Origin of the sequence: Methylobacterium gnaphalii (assembly GCF_007992215.1) — a bacterium.
Taxonomy (GTDB): Bacteria; Pseudomonadota; Alphaproteobacteria; order Rhizobiales; family Beijerinckiaceae; genus Methylobacterium; species Methylobacterium gnaphalii.
On sequence record NZ_BJZV01000005.1, the window covers coordinates 85750 to 100572 of the forward strand.

13 protein-coding genes are annotated in these 14823 nt (G+C 69.0%); 6 read left to right on the forward strand and 7 right to left on the reverse strand.

Annotation, left to right across the window (positions count from 1 at the left end):
• The first annotated feature begins 183 nt into the window (after positions 1-183).
• From MGN01_RS06145 to MGN01_RS06160, 4 genes are all read left to right on the forward strand, one after another.
• A complete protein-coding gene (locus tag MGN01_RS06145; RefSeq protein WP_147045715.1) occupies positions 184-1203 on the forward strand; it encodes an Hsp33 family molecular chaperone in 1020 nt (339 codons plus the stop codon).
• 122 nt (positions 1204-1325) lie between these two features.
• Complete coding sequence (gene edd / locus MGN01_RS06150; protein ID WP_147045716.1) at positions 1326-3149, forward strand: phosphogluconate dehydratase; 1824 nt, start codon at positions 1326-1328, stop codon at positions 3147-3149.
• 135 nt (positions 3150-3284) lie between these two features.
• Positions 3285-3899, forward strand: coding sequence for a bifunctional 4-hydroxy-2-oxoglutarate aldolase/2-dehydro-3-deoxy-phosphogluconate aldolase (eda, locus tag MGN01_RS06155; protein WP_147045717.1), 615 nt, complete (start codon positions 3285-3287; stop codon positions 3897-3899).
• Between the two features lie 223 nt (positions 3900-4122).
• Positions 4123-5205 carry a hypothetical protein gene (locus MGN01_RS06160; protein ID WP_147045718.1) on the forward strand — a complete coding sequence of 361 codons (1083 nt, stop codon included), beginning with the start codon at positions 4123-4125 and terminating at the stop codon, positions 5203-5205.
• 64 nt (positions 5206-5269) lie between these two features.
• Here MGN01_RS06160 and speG read toward each other — a convergent pair whose 3' ends face one another.
• Genes speG through apaG form a run of 3 tightly spaced genes read right to left on the reverse strand, consistent with a single transcriptional unit; the run spans position 5270 to position 7402 of the window.
• Complete coding sequence (gene speG / locus MGN01_RS06165) at positions 5270-5839, reverse strand: spermidine N1-acetyltransferase (protein ID WP_147045719.1); 570 nt, start codon at positions 5837-5839, stop codon at positions 5270-5272.
• Complete coding sequence (gene argE, locus MGN01_RS06170; RefSeq protein ID WP_147045720.1) at positions 5836-7005, reverse strand: acetylornithine deacetylase; 1170 nt, start codon at positions 7003-7005, stop codon at positions 5836-5838. The genes speG and argE overlap by 4 nt, the downstream gene beginning before the upstream one ends.
• A 4-nt stretch (positions 7006-7009) precedes the next feature.
• Positions 7010-7402, reverse strand: a complete 393-nt coding sequence (gene apaG / locus MGN01_RS06175) for a Co2+/Mg2+ efflux facilitator ApaG/CorD (protein WP_147045721.1) — start codon at positions 7400-7402, stop codon at positions 7010-7012.
• A 112-nt stretch (positions 7403-7514) separates the two neighbouring features.
• On the opposite strand from apaG, the gene MGN01_RS06180 reads away from it, so the two are divergent.
• Positions 7515-8009 (forward strand): hypothetical protein, encoded by a 495-nt coding sequence (locus MGN01_RS06180; RefSeq protein WP_147045722.1) that lies wholly within the window; start codon positions 7515-7517, stop codon positions 8007-8009.
• On the forward strand, positions 8006-9100 hold the full coding sequence (locus tag MGN01_RS06185; RefSeq protein ID WP_147045723.1) for a 2'-deoxycytidine 5'-triphosphate deaminase: 1095 nt from the start codon (positions 8006-8008) through the stop codon (positions 9098-9100). Before MGN01_RS06180 ends, MGN01_RS06185 begins: the two co-directional genes overlap by 4 nt.
• A 151-nt stretch (positions 9101-9251) precedes the next feature.
• Here the strand turns inward: MGN01_RS06185 and MGN01_RS06190 are convergent, their stop codons facing one another.
• From MGN01_RS06190 to MGN01_RS06205, 4 genes are all read right to left on the reverse strand, one after another.
• Complete coding sequence (locus tag MGN01_RS06190) at positions 9252-9779, reverse strand: hypothetical protein (RefSeq protein ID WP_147045724.1); 528 nt, start codon at positions 9777-9779, stop codon at positions 9252-9254.
• Between the two features lie 149 nt (positions 9780-9928).
• On the reverse strand, positions 9929-10660 hold the full coding sequence (gene pgl, locus MGN01_RS06195) for a 6-phosphogluconolactonase (protein ID WP_147045725.1): 732 nt from the start codon (positions 10658-10660) through the stop codon (positions 9929-9931).
• A 9-nt stretch (positions 10661-10669) separates the two neighbouring features.
• On the reverse strand, positions 10670-11680 hold the full coding sequence (gene gnd, locus MGN01_RS06200; protein WP_147045726.1) for a phosphogluconate dehydrogenase (NAD(+)-dependent, decarboxylating): 1011 nt from the start codon (positions 11678-11680) through the stop codon (positions 10670-10672).
• A 190-nt stretch (positions 11681-11870) separates the two neighbouring features.
• A complete protein-coding gene (locus tag MGN01_RS06205; protein WP_147045727.1) occupies positions 11871-14693 on the reverse strand; it encodes a bifunctional transaldolase/phosoglucose isomerase in 2823 nt (940 codons plus the stop codon).
• Positions 14694-14823 lie beyond the last annotated feature (130 nt).

Sequence of the window (14823 nt, forward strand, 5' to 3'; positions counted from 1 at the left end):
GTCGATCGATGCCGGGCCCACGGCTCGCAATTTCCGGCGTCGCTCTCCATATCGTCTTTGCGCGATTTGCGCGCCTCACCCGCCCTTCGCTATGCAGCCCCGGCCCAAGCACGGCCCGACGTGACGCGTTGGCCGCAGCATTGCCGATCCCGCAAGCACGGCGATCCGCCGAACGGAGACGTCATGAGTTCCGGACTGCCCACGACAGCAGCACCGCTCGCCGAAGGTGCCGACGATGCGATCCTGCCATTTGCCGTGGAGCCGCTGGATCTGCGCGGCCGCTCTGTGCGGCTCGGCCCCTCCATCGACACCATCCTGCGACGGCACGACTATCCGAACCCGGTGGCGCGCCTCCTCGGAGAGGCAACCGCTCTGACGGCGCTACTCGGCTCCTCGCTGAAGGGCGAAGGCCGCTTCCAGCTTCAGACCAAGACGGACGGTCCGGTCGAGATGATCGTCGTCGATTACGAGGCGCCCGACCGGCTGCGCGCCACGGCGCGCTTCGATGCCTCCCGCGTCGCTGCCCTCGGCGCCAAAGCGAAGGCGGCCGACCTGATCGGCAACGGCCACCTCGCCATGACCATCGATCAGGGTTCGACCCAGAGCCGCTACCAGGGCGTCGTCGCGCTGGAAGGGCAGGGGCTGGAGGAGGCCGCGCACCAGTACTTCCGCCAATCGGAACAGATCCCGACGCGTGTGCGATTGGCCGTCGCCGAACAGGTTGAGGGTGGCGAGCAGCGCTGGCGAGCGGGCGGCCTGCTGATGCAGTTCCTGCCCTCCTCGCCCGATCGGATGCGCCAGGCCGATCTCAACCCCGGCGACGCGCCGGAGGGTCACGAGCGGCTCGATGAGAACGCGCTGCCGGAGGACGACGCCTGGGTCGAGGCACGTTCGCTGGCCGCGACCGTGGAGGACCACGAGCTCGTCGATCCGGCTGTGTCGAGCGAGCGACTGCTCTATCGACTCTTCCATGAGCGCGGCGTGCGCGTCTTCGAGGCACAGCCACTGGTCGAGCAATGCCGCTGCTCGCGCGAGCGGGTGCTCGGTATGATTCGGTCCTTCTCGGACGAGGAGCGTCGCGACATGGTGGCCGACGACGGCAAGATCGGCATCACCTGCGAATTCTGTTCGCGCCGCTACGTTGTCGATCCGGCCGAGGCCGAAGGCGAGGCCGCGTCTGAGGCAGGCGAGAGCCTCCACTAAGGGGGTGTGCGCTTGACTGGATCCGTTCCATGTTAGGCGAAACGTTGCGGCGCAGCAGGCTGGTCATCGCTCTTCTCGTGCGATCGGCCCCATGCGCCGGATCCGAGCAGGGCCAGGATCGCATGACCGACCTCCACCCCGAGATTGCCGCCGTCACGGAGCGCGTGATCGCGCGCTCCCGCGACACGCGCCGCGCCTATCTCGACCTGATCGAGCGCGAGCGCGAGGCCGGTGTCCACCGCCCGATGCTCGCCTGCGGCAACCTCGCCCACGGCTTCGCGGCGTCGGGCGAGGACAAGCCGGCGATCATCGCAGGCCGGGCCATGAACATCGGCATCGTCACCGCCTACAATGACATGCTCTCGGCCCATCAGCCCTATGGGCGCTATCCGGACCAGATCAAGGTCTTCGCCCGCGAGGTGGGCGCGACGGCACAGGTCGCTGGCGGCACCCCGGCCATGTGCGACGGTGTCACCCAAGGCCAGCGCGGCATGGAGTTGTCGCTGTTCTCCCGCGACACCATCGCGCTGTCGACGGCAGTGGGTCTGAGCCACGGCATGTTCGAGGGCGCGCTGCTGCTGGGCATCTGCGACAAGATCGTGCCCGGCCTGATGATCGGCGCGCTGCGCTTCGGTCACCTGCCGATGATCCTCGTGCCGGCCGGGCCGATGCCCTCGGGCCTCGCCAACAAGGAGAAGCAGCGCATCCGCCAGCTCTATGCCGAGGGCAAGGTTGGCCGCGCCGAACTCCTAGAGAGTGAGTCGGCCTCCTATCACGGGGCCGGCACCTGCACCTTCTACGGCACCGCCAACTCCAACCAAATGATGATGGACGTGATGGGCCTGCACATGCCGGGCGCTTCCTTCATCAACCCCGGCACGAAGCTGCGCCAGGCCGTAACGCGCGCAGCCGTCCACCGGCTGACCCAGATCGGCTGGAGCGGAAACGATTACCGCCCGATCGGCCATTGCGTCGACGAGAAGGCCATCGTCAACGCCATCGTCGGGCTGCTCGCGACCGGCGGCTCGACCAACCACGCCATCCACCTGCCGGCGATAGCCCGCGCGGCGGGTATCGTCGTCGACTGGGAGGATTTCGACCGGCTCTCGGCCGCCGTGCCGTTGATTGCCCGCGTCTATCCGAACGGTGCCGGCGACGTGAACCACTTTCACGCGGCCGGAGGAATGTCCTACGTCATCGCGAGCCTGATCGATGCCGGGATGCTGCACGACGACATCCTGACCGTCTCGGGTTCAAGGCTGCGTGACCATGCCCGCGACCCGAAGCTGTCCGGCGAGGATCTCGTCTTCGAAGACGCCGTCGCCCAGAGCCTCGACGACACGATGCTGCGCCATCCCGCAGCCCCGTTCCAGCCGGATGGCGGCATGCGGCTGGTCAAGGGCAATCTCGGTCGCGCCACCTTCAAGACCAGCGCCGTCGCGCCCGAGCGCCGCACGATTCAAGCGCCAGCCCGCGTCTTCTCCGACCAGGACGACGTCATTGCTGCCTTCAAGGCGGGCGAGTTGGAGAAGGACGTGGTGGTGGTGGTGCGCTTCCAGGGCCCGCGCGCCAACGGGATGCCGGAACTGCACAAGCTGACCCCGCCGCTCGGCGTGCTGCAGGACCGCGGCTTCAAGATCGCGCTGGTGACGGATGGGCGCATGTCGGGCGCGTCCGGCAAGGTGCCGGCGGCGATCCATCTCAGCCCCGAGGGTGTCGGCGGCGGCCCGATCGGCCGCATCCGCGACGGCGACGTGATCCGGCTGTCGGCGGAGGAGGGCGTGCTTGAAGCCCTTGTCGATCCGGCCGAGTGGGATTCGCGCGAGGACGCTGTTCCGCCGCCGTCCGGCCTCGGCACTGGACGCGAGCTATTCGCCTTCATGCGCCACGGCGCCGATGGAGCAGAGCAGGGCGCTTCCACGATGCTGGCCGCGGCGGGACTCTAGCCGAAGCCGCGAGCCCGTCATTCCGAGCCGACAGCGAAGCCATCCAGGACCACTCACCCGACGTCAGCGAGTTGGCCTTGGATTGCTTCGCTGCGCTCGCAATGACGACAAGACGACGCTGACGAGGAGACACTGATGGCCAACGACATCGACGCACTCATGCGCTCCGTCCCCGTCATCCCGGTCCTAGTGATCGAGGATGTCGCCCATGCGGCTCCGATCGCCGAGGCGCTGGTCGCCGGCGGCCTCGTCGCGCTCGAGGTTACCCTGCGCACCCCTGCGGCTCTCGACGTGATCCGTGAGATGTCGAAGGTGCCGGGCTCAGTGGTCGGTGCCGGCACGGTGCTGAACCCGAAAGATCTCGACGCGGCGCTCTCGGCCGGAGCCAAATACATCGTCAGCCCCGGCCTCACGGCCCCACTGACGGAGGCCGCGCAAAAGAGCGGCGTGCCTTATCTGCCCGGCATCGCCAATGCCGCCGACATCATGCGCGGGCTCGACCATGGGCTCGACCGGTTCAAGTTCTTCCCTGCGGAGGCTTCGGGCGGCCTCAAGGCGCTGAAGGCGCTGGCGGCCGTGTTCGGCAACGTCCGCTTCTGTCCGACCGGCGGCATCTCCGAGGTCACGGCGCCGGAATGGCTCGCCCATCCATCGGTGCTCTGCGTCGGTGGAAGCTGGGTCGTGCCAGCGGGCACGCCCAATCCGGCCGCGATCCGGAAAGCTGCGGAAACGGCCAGCCGCCTGCGGTGAGCATGGAAGGAACGACCAACCTCCTGTCTGGCTGCGCCGCTTATTGATCAAGGTCTCGCAAAGTCAATTTGCGCCGCAAGCTGCAACAGATCGTGATCGGAGCGCCCCTTTATGGTCAAGCTTGGGCCGCTATCGAGACTAGGATCGACAAATCCAAAAATGTCGAAACCCTTTTCGCCCTTCTGACGTTTCGAACCCAGATTTGAAACTGGAGGAAGGTCTCATGAAGAGAGTTGCGATTGGTCTGGCTGCGCTTCTGCTGAGCACATCGGTCTACGCCCAGCAAGGTGGCGGCGCTGCCAGCGCTGGCAACGCAGGCGGCGGCTCTGAAAGGTCCGCCATGGGCGGCGGACGCAGCGGCGGCGGTGCTGGTGGCGGTGCGGCGGCTTCCCGCGATGAGGGTGGCGGTGCAGGTGCCGCGCAGGCCTCTCGTGGCAGCGACAGGGGTAGCGCAGCCGGCGGGGCAGAAGGCCGTAGTGCCGGGGCAGAAACCAGCCGCAGTGCCGGCAGAGCCGCCACGAATGAGCGCGGCGGCGGAATGCGCGATGACCGCGGCGTTCGCAGCGACAGGGCCGAGCGCGGCGGCCACAACGAGCGCTTCAGCGAGCGCAGCAGCAGCCGGTTCGACGTCCGCACCTCGTCGCGCGGCGAGCATTTCGACGGCGGTCGCCGCAGTGGGCGCTACGTGTTCATCGGCGGAAAGCGGGTCATCTACGGCTCGCCCGAGTATCGCCGCCTCGTCGTCACCGAGCGCAGCGGCAACCGCGGCAAGCGCTACGTGATGGTCCGTGGCCAACGCGTGATCTACGGCTCGCCGGAATACCGTCGTCTGATCGTCACCGAGCGTCGTGGCGGCACCCGTGAGCGCTACGTGACCATCCGCGGTCAGCGCGTGCTCTACGGCTCGCCGGAGTATCGCCGTCTCTCGGTGAATGTCGGCGGCCGTGGCGGCTTCGAGCGTGATCGCGTCTCCACCCGCACGAGCGTCTCGTCCCGTGAAAACTTCCGCGGTCGCGACGAGCGCAGCGGACGCCGTGCCGAGCAGACCGAGGGCAGCAAGGGTATGACCCGCGGCAATGAGGGCGGCATGCGCAATGCCGGCACCGACACCAAATCCGGCAGCGGCATTCGCAATGCCTCGGACAATGGCGGCACGGGCAGCGGTATCCGCAATGCGGGTGGCGGCGCGGCTGGCGCCGGCAATGCAGGCGGCGACCGCGGTTCTATGGGCGCCGGCGGTGCGATGGGCAAGGGCAGCGGTGCCGGTGGTGGCGCCGGGGCCGGTGCTGGCGGCGGCCGCAACTGAGCTGCAGGCGCGATCATCTGACGAACGGAGAGGGGCCGGAAACGGCCCCTTTTCTTTTTGCCAATCAGACTTTCAGCACCGGCTCGCCGACATTGCCGCTGCCGCGCTGGGCGAGATAGTCGGGCTGGAACAGGCACATGCGGACGGCGTCCCGGTAGCGGCCGTTCACAAAGAACTCGTCACGCAAGACACCCTCGGGCTTGAAGCCGCAGCGCTCGTAGATGCCCACTGCCCGCGTGTTGTCCCGGTCGACATGCAGATAGAGCTTGTGGATGTTCAGCACGCTGAAGGCGTAGTCCATGGCGATCCGCGTCGCCTTCCAGGCATAGCCGCGCCCCTGGAAACCCGGGTGGATCGCGATCTGGAACTCGCAGCGCCGGTGCAGGTGGTTGATCTCGACGAGCTCGATCAGCCCGGCCGGCTCGTCCCCCTCCGTCGCTATGATGAAGCGCCGCTCGGTCTGGTTGTGGATGTTGCGTTCGTAGAGCTGCTGCAGTTCGGCGAAGGACTCGTAGGCCTCCTCGAACCAGTAGCGCATGATGCTGTCGTTGTTGTTGAGCTGGTGCACGAAGCGCAGGTCCTCGCGCTCCAGCGGTCTCAGCTTCACCAGGCCAGCCGATCGCCTCGCGCTCATGCCCTGCACTCGGCCAGCAGGCGTCGCAGGAAGGCTTCCCCCCGCTCCAGCTCGTTCAGGGCGATGAACTCGTCGGGCTGGTGCGCCTGGTCGATCGAGCCAGGCCCACACACCACCGTCGGCAGGCCTGCCTGCTGGAAGCGGCCAGCCTCGGTGGCGTAGGAGACGGAGATGGTGCGGTTGCGCCCGGCAAGCCGCAGAGCCAGGGTCTCGGCCTCGGAGCCCGGTTCCGGCGCGAGGCCCGGCACCGCAACCTCCTCCATGGTCTCGATCCGACCATATGCGCCATAGCGGTTGAGCCGGTCGGAGAGCACGCGCTCGCTCGCCTGAGCGAACAGCCGCGGAATCTCAGTCAGGTCGAGATCGGGCAGGCCGCGGAACTCCCACTGGAAGCTGCAGCTCTTGGCGAGGATGTTGCGCGCCGTGCCACCCTGGATCACGCCGACATGCACCGTGGTGGCGGGAGGATCGAACCGGCCCGAGGAGTCGCCCCGCTCGATCATGACGTCGGAGATCCGGTTCAGCTCGGCGACGAGATCGGCCGCCGCCGCCACGGCGTTGGCGCCAAGCGAGGGCTTCGAGGAATGTGCCTCGTGGCCGTGCACGACCGTGTCGTAGGTGACGACGCTTTTATGAGCGTCCGCCACTTCGAGCCCGGTTGGCTCGCCGACGATGACGGCACCCGGACGCGGCAGGCTGACGCCGAAGCGAGCGACGGTGTCGAGCACGCCGAGGCAGCTCACCTCCTCATCGTAGGAGAGCAGAATGTGGATCGGCCGCTTCAGCTCGGTCTCCACCGCCTGCGGCACCAGACCGAGCGCCAGCGCGTCGAAACCCTTCATGTCGACCGAGCCGCGGCCGTAGGCGCGCCCGTCGGCGATGCGGAGCCTGAAGGGGTCGGAGGTCCAGGCCTGGCCGGTGACCGGCACCACGTCGGTATGGCCCGAGAGCACGACGCCGCCGTCGATCATCGGTCCGAGGGTCGCGAAGATTGCCTGCTTGTCGCCGGCCGCGTTCGGCACGCGGACATAGGGCACGCCCCAGCCGTCCAGATAGCCGGCGACGAAATCGATCAGCGCGATATTGGATTTCGAACTCTCAGTGTCGAAGGCAACGAGCCGTTCGAGGAGTTCGAGGGTCGTGAACCGGCTCGCTTCCGACGGCATCGCCTCAGTGGATGCTGCGGCGAACGTGCGGCGAATCGAGCGAGAAGGCCGGGATCTCCGCCTCGAAGCTGTCACCGCCGATGATCGTCATGGTGTAGCTGCCAGCCATGAGGCCGTCCGGCGTCGTGAGCGGGCAGCCGCTGGTGTAGCTGAACGACTCGCCCGGGCCGAGGAGGGGCTGCTTGCCAACCACACCGGCCCCGCGCACCTCCTGGCAGGCGCCGTGCCCGTCGATGATGCGCCAATGGCGGGAGCGCAGCTGGACCTTCTCGCTACCGTTGTTCACGATCTCGACCGTATAGGCGAAGAAATAGCGGCTATCGCCGGGTGACGATTCCTCCTCGACGAAGCGAGGCTCGACGGTCACCGTGATGCCGCGGGTCTCGGCCTTGTACATCGCCGGAATGGTCTCCCTCGCCCATCGCAAGCGGTCACGCGACAACCGCTCGGCCTCGTGGTACGTGGCGCCCAGAGTCCCGTCAATCGCGACGAAGTACGTCGGAGTTCTCTTGGCGCAAGCCTCGCCCCAGGCCCTGCATCCTCGAGTTGCCGACGCCTCCCTGTCCTACTGCCTAGGGTCAGCCGCGCTGCTCGCCGTGACCGCCGGCTTCCTCTCCCAGGCGCCCGTTTCGAACGGACCGGCGAGTCTCGCTTTGGCCGCCGCGATCGCGCTCGACGCCGCCTCGCGGCTGGCCGCGGCGGCCCTCTCGCGGCGCTGCGGGCTGGCGCTGGCGATGGGCGGGCTGCCGTCGCTGGTCCTGCCGCTCGGCGCGATGCCGGGCCTCGCCGCCGCCATCCTTGTGCTGCTGCCGCTCCTTGGGGGCGGCCGGTTTCCGGTTGTCGCGAGCCTGATTGCGGGGCTGATTGCCATGGGCGCGCTCGCGCGCCTCTCCTTCATTCGCAGCGTCCTGTCCCGCACCGGGGCGGAGAAGCGCGATGCCCCGACAGGGCTCCAGACCCCGCCCGTACCCTCCGAGGCCAGCTCGGGAAAGATCGCAGCATGACAGGCAATGCGGCCGCGCAGGACGGCATTCTTTCGGCGCGCGGCATCGCCGCCCTGACCGAGGCGGGGGCGATCAAGCCCGAGCGGCCTTATGCGGCGGACCAGATCCAGCCCGCGAGCCTCGATCTGCGTCTCGGCGCCCGCGCCTATCGCGTCCGCACGAGCTTCCTGCCGGGCAGGGGGCGCACCGTCGACACCTGCGTCGACGGGCTGGCGCTGCATCCGGTCGACCTCACTGTGGGCGCCGTCCTCGAGACGGGCTGCGTCTACATCGCCGAGGTGCAGGAGCACCTCGCTCTGCCCGCCGACCTCTGCGCCAGCGCGAATCCGAAGAGCTCCACCGGCCGGATCGACGTGTTCACCCGCGTCATCACCGACCGGGCCGCCGCCTTCGACCAGGTCGAGGCCGGCTATCATGGCCCGCTCTATGCCGAGATATCCCCGCGCACCTTCCCGGTCCTCGTCCGAACCGGCACGCGGCTGTCGCAGATCCGGTTCCGCAGGGGCGAGCCGAGGCTGAACGATACTGAGCTCGCCGCCCTGCACGCGCGTTCGCCGCTGGTGAGCGCAGCCTCGCCGTCCTTTACCGGCGGCGTGGCGGTCTCGGTGGATCTCGCAGGCTTCGACGGGCTGATCGGCTACCGGGCCAAGCGCCATACCGGCCTGATCCACGTCGACAAGCCGGGCGCCCACAAGACCGCCGACTTCTGGGAGCCACTCGCCGCCGACGGCAGCGGCACGCTGATCCTCGATCCGGGCCAGTTCTACATCCTCGCCTCGAAGGAATCAGTGCAGGTCCCCCCGGACCACGCCGCCGAGATGGTGCCGTTCGACCCGCTCGTTGGTGAGTTCCGAGTGCACTATGCCGGCTTCTTCGATCCGGGCTTCGGCTATGCCGGGGCAGGGGGGGCCGGCGCGCGCGCCGTGCTCGAGGTGCGCTCGCGCGACGTGCCCTTCCTGCTGGAGGACGGCCAGATCGTCGGCCGCCTCGTCTACGAGCGGATGGCCGAGGTGCCGGAGGCGCTCTACGGCGCGGGCGCCGGCTCGAACTATCAGGCGCAGGGCCTGAAGCTCTCGAAGCATTTTTCCTGACAGGAGGGCGCCGGGCTCGACATGGCCCGGCGCAAGGCCGACCCAGCTGAGCACACGCCGAACATGACCGCGGTGCTCACCCGCGACCACATTCATGCGCGATCGCTCGGCCCGGCCATGATTTCTGGCGCCGGTCCGCGCGGTGTCGGGACTATCGGTCCGCGAGGGCCGCGCTGCGGCTGCCGGGGCTCCGGCGGGCGGCGGACCGCGCGGCCGGCTTCGGCGCGACGGCCGCGATGTCGAGCTCCTCGCCATTGGCTTCGAGGACCGGCAGCGCGTCGAGCTGGAACAGCGCCTGATCCACCACCGCGGGCGCGGCCGGCGCAGGTTCGGCGGCGGCCACCGCCGGCAGTTCCGCCGGCGCGTCCGTGGCCGCTGCCGGCACGATGGCGGCGATGGGCTCGACGACGGCCTGCGGCTCGGCGGGGGCCGGCGCGGCCGGCGTCAAGAGCGCGACCGTGCGCGGCTTCACGGGTGCAGGCTGCGCCACCTCCGCCACCGGGGCAAGGGCGGCTGGACGAGGCTGCGAGAGATGCGGGATCAGGACGAGGCCGCCGGCGAGGGCGGCCGCCGTCAGCGCGAGCGCGGCAAACGGCACCGGGCTGCCGCCGGCCGCCGATACGGCCCTCAGGGGACCGGGAACGATGCGCGCGGGGCGCCCGAACAGTCTCGACATCATGCGCCCTCGGCCGCTGCCATATCTCTTCGGCAACAACCCGTTAGCGGCTGTGGCGAAAGTGTGGCAGCCGGCGCGCCGCCGCTCGATCGGTTGTCGGGAAGTCGTTGCGGCGTCAGGGATGTCGCCTATCGAGGCCGGGAGGCCACAGATCAGGCGTCGGCCGCGGCCTCGTCGATGAGCCATTCGAGGCGCCCCAGGCTGCTGACGCGGCCGGAGGGCAGATCCTCGCCGGCGGCGAGCCGGGAGAGGGGATCGCGCTTGCCGGCGCCGCTCACCAGGAAGATCGCCGAGCGGGAGGAGGAGAGAGCCGGGAAGGTCAGCGAGATGCGCGGGACGAAGGGCTCCATGCCCGCCTCCGGCACCGGCACGACCCAGGCCGTCTCCTCCTCCAGTACCGGCTTGCCTGGAAACAGCGAGGCGGTGTGCCCGTCGTTGCCGAGGCCCAGCAGCACGAGGTCGAAGAGCGGCCGGGCCGGATCGAGCGTGTCCGCCCCGTAGAAGTCCTGCAGCGTCCGCTGATAGGCACGGGCGCCGACCTCCGCCCCCCCGTCGGAGGGGATGAAGTGGAAATGCGTCGTCGGCAGTGCCGCGCCGTGGCCGAAGGCCTCGCGCACCATGCGCACGTTGCTCAGGGGATCGTCCCAGGGCACGACCCGGTCGTCCCCGAAGAACCAGTGCAGGCGCGACCAGGGCAGGCGCCCGACATAGGCCCCGCTGGCCAGGAGTTCGTAGAGCCGTTTCGGCGTCGAGCCGCCGGACAGGCAGACCGCGATGCGATCCGCCGTCGCCGTGTCCACGATCGACAGCAGGTGGTCGGCGGCGGCGCGGGCCGTCGCCTCGGCATCGGGCAGGAGGGTGGTGTTCGGGGGCAGGGCGATCATGGGGCCCCCCTACTTGCGGCCGCCGGACGATCCCATGGCCGGAGCCGGCGCGCCCTCGATATGGCCGCCGAAACCCTTTCGCATGGCCGAGAGCAGCTTGTCGGCGTAGCTGTCGTGATCGCGCGAGCGGAAGCGGCGATAGAGCGCGTTCGACAGCACGTCCGCCGGCACGGCCTCCTCGACGGCCGCGTTGATGGTCCAGCGACCCTCGCCCGAATCCTCGACGTAGCCGGAGAACCCGTCGAGGCTCTCGTTGCCGGCGAGCGCCGTCGCCGTGAGGTCGAGAAGCCAGGACGAGACCACGCTGCCGCGCCGCCAGACCTCGGCGATGTCGCCGAGGTTGAGATCGTACCGGCGGAAATCCGGGACGTCCTCGGAATTGGCGTGCCGGAGGATGTCGAAGCCCTCGGCATAGGCCTGCATCAGGCCGTACTCGATGCCGTTATGGATCATCTTCACGAAGTGGCCGGCGCCGGTCGGGCCGGCATGGATGTAGCCCTCCTCGGCGCGCGGATCGCGGCCCTCCCGGCCGGGCGTGCGCGGGATGTCGCCGCGGCCGGGCGCCAGGGTCTTCAGGATCGGGTCGAGCCGGTCGACGGCCTTCTTGTGGCCCCCGACCATCATGCAGTAGCCGCGCTCCAGGCCCCAGACGCCGCCGGAGGTGCCGACATCCACGAAATGGATGCCCTTGTCCTTGAGCTCGGCGGCGTGGCGGATGTCGTCCTGGTAGAACGAGTTGCCGCCGTCGATGATGATGTCGTCGGCCTCCATCAAGCCGTGCAGGGCGGTGATGGTCTCGTTGGTGATCCGGCCGGCCGGCAGCATCACCCAGAGGGCGCGGGGCTTGTCCAGCTTGGCGACGAGGTCTTCGAGGCTCGTGGCCCCCGTCGCGCCTTCGCCCGCGAGGGCCTCGACGGCCTTGGCGTCCTTGTCGAAGACCACGGCCGTATGGCCGTTGCGCATGATGCGCCGGACGATGTTGCCGCCCATCCGGCCGAGGCCGATCATTCCGAGTTGCATCGCAGGTCTCCTTCAGAACGGCAGTCGGGCGCAACGAGGCCCGCTCGTCCAAACCACCACCTCGTCCTGAGGTGCTGCAAGCAAAGCGGAGGCCTCGAAGGAGGTCTCCAGACGTCTCGGTGATCCCTGGCGCCCTCCTCCGAGGCTGCTTCGCAGCACCTCAGGATGAGGGCGAGGGCGAGGAAGGCCGTTACGCCACCGCCTCCTTGATCGCCGCGGCGATGCGCTTGAGGCCGGCCTCGACGTCGCCACCCTTGATGTGGGCGCGCAGCGCCCGGCGGCCGCGCTCGGCGAGCACGGAGAAGTCGCCCCGCGCCTGCGCCGCGATCACGGTGGCGAAGCCGAGCTTGCGTCCGGGGATGGGCAGATCCTGCGACGGGTCGGCCGTGATCTGCAGGAACACGCCGCTCGACGGGCCGCCCTTGTAGGCCTGCCCCGTCGAGTGGAGGAAGCGCGGCCCGAATTCGAGGCAGGTCGCGACCTTCCTGGCGTCCCGCATGGCGAGCCGGGCGGGCTGCAGGATGGCGTGATGGGCCTCGTTGCGCTCGATATAGCCGAGGATGGCCGCGTAATCGTTCTCCTTCAGCCGGCCGATATGGCGGGCGATCGTCGCCTCGACGCCGCCTTCGCCCTGGGCCAGCGCCTCGGCATTGGCGGTGTCGGCGTAGAGGGCGATGGTCTCGTCCTCGAAAAGCGGCGTCTCGGCCGGGAGCGAACCGGTCTCCTCGGCAGCCGCGAACAGCTTCTTGGTCTCGACCTTGCTTGCCTCGACGTCGGGCTGGTCGAACGGGTTGATGCCGACCACCGCGCCCGCGACGGCCGTGGCGATCTCGAAGCGGAAGAATTCCTGCGCGAGCTGCTCGACCTTCTCCAGGTCGATGCGCACCACGGGATGTCCCTCGCTCTCCAGGCCCCGCACCGCCTCATCCTGCCCCGCATCGGCGCGGCCGTCGAGGCGCAGGTAGATGAAGAAGCGGTCGTGCCCGTAGACCGCCGGCACGCCGACCGGCTCGCCTTCGATCGGGATGACGCCCTTGCCTTCCTTGCCGGTGGATTCCGCGATGAGCTGCTCGGCCCAGGTGCCGAAGGTGCCGACGCCCGGCGAGCAGATGATCGTCACCTTGTCGCGGCCGTGCTCGACCGCGGCCGCGCCGATCGCCGCGCCGAGGCGCACGCCCGGATTGTTGGCCGGAGGCACCGCCGGGCCGGACGAGCGCACCATGATGTGCGCGCTCTCCAGGAACTCGTCGATCTCGACGCCGGCCGCCGCGGCCGGCACCAGCCCGAAGGCCGAGAGTACGGAGTAGCGGCCGCCGATCTGCGGCACGCCGTAGAAGATCTCGCGGAAGCCGTCGTCACGGGCTGCCTTCTCCATGGCCGATGCGGGATCGGTCACGGCGACGAAGTGGCGCCCGGCCCGGTCGCCGACGACCTCCTTCATGCGGCCGAGGAAGTAGTCGCGGAACACGTTGGGCTCGAGCGTCGAGCCGGATTTCGAGGCGACGATGAAGAGCGTCTTCTCGAGGTTCACCGCGGCCTCGACGGTGCGGACCTCGCTCGGATCGGTCGAGTCGAGGATCCGCAGCTTCGGCCAGCCCTCGCGAGCGCCGTAGCTGGCGGCGATCACCTCCGGGCCGAGGCTCGACCCGCCCATGCCGAGCACCACCGCGTCGGTGAAGCCCTCGGAGCGGATCTCCTCGGCAAAGGCCTGATACTCGCCGAGCCTGTCGAGCCCATCCTCGACGATGCGCAGCCAGCCGAGCCACTTGTCCTCGTCGCGGCCGGTCCAGACCGTCTTGTCATGCGCCCAGAGGCGGCGGATGGCGCCCTTGGCGCGCCAGGCCTCGATGGTCTTGTCGGCCGAGCCCTGGAGCTGGTCGCCGAGCTTGCAGCTCTGGCCGTTCAGCCGCGTGCCGAGGAAGGCGGCGCGCTTGCCGGCCACCGCGCCGAGCACCGCATCGGCCGCATCGACGAAGAGCTGCACACCCTCATCGACGAGCTGGCGGGCCACGGCCTCGATGTCGATGCCGGCCTTGGCGAGGCGCGCCATCACGGCCTCGGCATCGCCGATATTCTCCTCCAGCGAGGCCCGCACCTGACCATGGTCGCGGAACGCATCCATGGTCGCGGGCGGCATGGTGTTGACGGTGTTGGGGCCGATCAGCTCGGAGACGTAGAGCGTGTCGGGATAGGCCTTGTTCTTGGTGCCGGTGGAAGCCCAGAGCAGGCGCTGCGCCTTGGCACCCTTGGCCTCGAGGGCCGTCCAGTCGGCGCCGGCAAAGATGCGCTTGTAGGATTGGTAGGCGAGCTTCGCGTTCGCGATGGCAACCTTGCCCTTGAGATCCTCGAAGCCGCCCTTCTCGTCGAGCAGCTTGTCGACCAGGGAATCGATGCGGCTGATGAAGAAGCTCGCGACGCTCGCGACCCGCGAGACGTCGCCGCCCCGGGCGCCGAACTCGGTCAGCCCGTCGATGAAGGCGCGCGCGACGGTCTCGTAGGTGCTCTGCGAGAACAGCAGCGTGATGTTGATCGAGATGCCCTCGGCGGTGAGCTGGCGGATCGCCGGGATGCCCTCCGGTGTCGCGGGCACCTTCACCATGAGGTTGTCGCGGCCCACGGCCTTGTGCAGCCGGCGCGCCTCCTTCAGCGTCTCTTCCGTGTCGAGGGCGAGGTAGGGCGAGACCTCGAGGCTGACATAGCCGTCGGCGCCGTCGCTCGACTCGTAGACCGGGCGCAGCACGTCGGCGGCGGCCTGGATGTCGGCAATGGCGAGGCCCTCATAGAGGTCGATGACCCGGGCATCGCCCTTGTCGAGCACCGCCTTGAGGCTGTCGTCGTACTCGGCCGAATGGCCGATCGCCTTCTCGAAGATCGCCGGGTTCGAGGTGACGCCGCGCAGGCCGTCCCGCTCGACGAGCGCCTTCAGCTCGCCCTTGGCGATGAAGCCGCGCGCCACGAAATCGAGCCAGACCGCCTGCTGGTGGTCGTTGAAGAGGGCGTTCAGCGCGCTCATGTCGGTCGATCCTCAAGAACTTCGTTTCGTCCGCGTCCGAGAGATAGGGCTCGAACGCTGACCGCAGCACCCTCTCTCGCGGCGGGAGCGGGCATTTTCTTCGTCGGATTCGCCCGACGGCCTTCCATCT

Excerpts from the sequence above, each read along its gene's own strand:
- MGN01_RS06145 (WP_147045715.1), top strand. The coding sequence starts at position 184 with ATGAGTTCCGGACTGCCCACGACAGCAGCACCGCTCGCCGAAGGTGCC.
- edd (WP_147045716.1), top strand. The coding sequence starts at position 1,326 with ATGACCGACCTCCACCCCGAGATTGCCGCCGTCACGGAGCGCGTGATC.
- eda (WP_147045717.1), top strand. The coding sequence starts at position 3,285 with ATGGCCAACGACATCGACGCACTCATGCGCTCCGTCCCCGTCATCCCG.
- MGN01_RS06160 (WP_147045718.1), top strand. The coding sequence starts at position 4,123 with ATGAAGAGAGTTGCGATTGGTCTGGCTGCGCTTCTGCTGAGCACATCG.
- speG (WP_147045719.1), bottom strand. The coding sequence starts at position 5,839 with ATGAGCGCGAGGCGATCGGCTGGCCTGGTGAAGCTGAGACCGCTGGAG.
- argE (WP_147045720.1), bottom strand. The coding sequence starts at position 7,005 with ATGCCGTCGGAAGCGAGCCGGTTCACGACCCTCGAACTCCTCGAACGG.
- apaG (WP_147045721.1), bottom strand. The coding sequence starts at position 7,402 with ATGTACAAGGCCGAGACCCGCGGCATCACGGTGACCGTCGAGCCTCGC.
- MGN01_RS06185 (WP_147045723.1), top strand. The coding sequence starts at position 8,006 with ATGACAGGCAATGCGGCCGCGCAGGACGGCATTCTTTCGGCGCGCGGC.
- MGN01_RS06190 (WP_147045724.1), bottom strand. The coding sequence starts at position 9,779 with ATGATGTCGAGACTGTTCGGGCGCCCCGCGCGCATCGTTCCCGGTCCC.
- pgl (WP_147045725.1), bottom strand. The coding sequence starts at position 10,660 with ATGATCGCCCTGCCCCCGAACACCACCCTCCTGCCCGATGCCGAGGCG.
- gnd (WP_147045726.1), bottom strand. The coding sequence starts at position 11,680 with ATGCAACTCGGAATGATCGGCCTCGGCCGGATGGGCGGCAACATCGTC.
- MGN01_RS06205 (WP_147045727.1), bottom strand. The coding sequence starts at position 14,693 with ATGAGCGCGCTGAACGCCCTCTTCAACGACCACCAGCAGGCGGTCTGG.